Source organism: Thermodesulfobium sp. 4217-1 (genome assembly GCF_039822205.1).
Lineage (GTDB): Bacteria > Thermodesulfobiota > Thermodesulfobiia > Thermodesulfobiales > Thermodesulfobiaceae > Thermodesulfobium.
The window spans coordinates 1-1,580 of record NZ_JBAGBW010000056.1 but is presented as its reverse complement, the minus strand read 5'-3'; the positions used below and the strand labels follow the sequence as shown (position 1 = coordinate 1,580).

The 1,580-nt window shown below is 39.5% G+C and carries 1 protein-coding gene; it reads right to left on the bottom strand.

Going from position 1 to position 1,580, the window contains the following annotated elements:
• Window positions 1-373: 373 nt before the first annotated feature.
• Window positions 374-1,580, bottom strand: a 1,207-nt coding sequence (locus tag V4762_RS09930; RefSeq protein WP_347315619.1) for a DUF3373 family protein, incomplete at its 5' end; no start/stop codon positions are given.

Here is a 1,580-nt window from a genome sequence, read left to right as displayed (position 1 = left end):
TACTGCATTATTTAGTTGTCAAGGTTTACTCTTTAATGTTTCCCTAAGACCAGAAAGATATTATAACAATTATATAGGTTTGTCAAAAATAAATTGTATGAAATACAATTTATTTTGTCGGAAGCATAATGCATTTTTAGACTCAGTAAAATAAATAAAATACAAAAAATAAGTTTATATATGTTTTTTATGGCTTTATATGAGGTATGTTTTATTAAAAAATATCAAAATAATAATGTGTCTGACATCCCAGTATTCATACAAATTTTTTTATAAAATAAAATTTATATATGAGAGCATAAGAAAAATATATAAATTTTATTTGCGCAAAAAATAAAAAGCCCCCGATTTCTCGGGGGCTAAAAAAAGCTTTTTAGAACTTTACGTCCATCTGTATGTAGTATCTTTGATCCTTGTCAATCTGATCTGGGTTAAAGGTATAGTAATAGCCGCCAGTGGTGTTATAAGGCTGCTTGCCCTTCCAGTAGTCATAGTTAAGTGTCAAGGATGCGTTCTTTGCGACTGGGAGTGTGTAGTATACGTTGTAGTAGTCCTTATATTCTGTGGTGCCCATTGTGTTAAGTATGAATGGGTTAAACCACTTGTTGTTGCCAAACCAGAAGTCGCCTGTAAGTGCGCCGACTGGTAGAGGAATGGTAGCTCCTACTCTGAATGCCCCGCCGTTTACGGTGCTTGTGGCGTTAAGATTTGGACCAGTTGAAGTAGCTGATGGCATATCGGTAGATGTGCCATTGTAGCCTGCCCACATATCTACGTTGTAGATATTCCAATTACCTATTACTGCCCACCAATCATACTTGCCATAGATGCCGTTTGGTCCTGTTAGAGCGCCATTTGTGGCAGGTGCACCAAAATATGTTAGTTTGTCTGCATAGCCGTAGTCTGCCTCTAAGCCAAAGGTGTTAAAGAGCTTTGTCTTGAGGTTCAATACAAATACATCTTTGTCCTTGTAACCATTTGCTTCTTGCGAAGAGGTAATAGAGCCTGCGTCAAAGAGCTTTACCCATGCAGCAGAAACTGAGGTGGATGGAAGCATATTGCTAAGATCGAATACCACCAAGCCGCCTTCTGTGCCTGTGTCCATAAACAGGTTGCTGTAATATGCCCCTGCATCCATAGTAGGCAGTCTGCCGAGGACGAATGTTACAGGATATGGGTTAAGAGTCCATGTGATGTAAGATCTCTCTACATATAAAGTGTTGTTGTCATCGTTATAACCAGTAGTAGACGCATACAATGGGCTGCTGTTCATGCTGCCATTGCTATTTACGCCAGCATTTTTCTCCATTGTAAGCCTTGCATTGAAGCTGATGTTGTCAGCAACTGGTGCTGCAACGTTTAATCTAATTCTGTAACGCATAAAGGTATCGTTCTTTGCATCTGCTGGTGCTGCTGTAAGGTTAGCGCCACCATTTGGATAAGAAAGATTGCCTACTATGCCGCCTGCTGTTGTGCCTTCATAATAGTTTGGCGACACAACATTGGCCACTCCACTACCTTGCAATGCATAAAAAGTTGTCTTTTCGCTGCCAAGTCTAAATCTTGCATCTCCTGTGAAA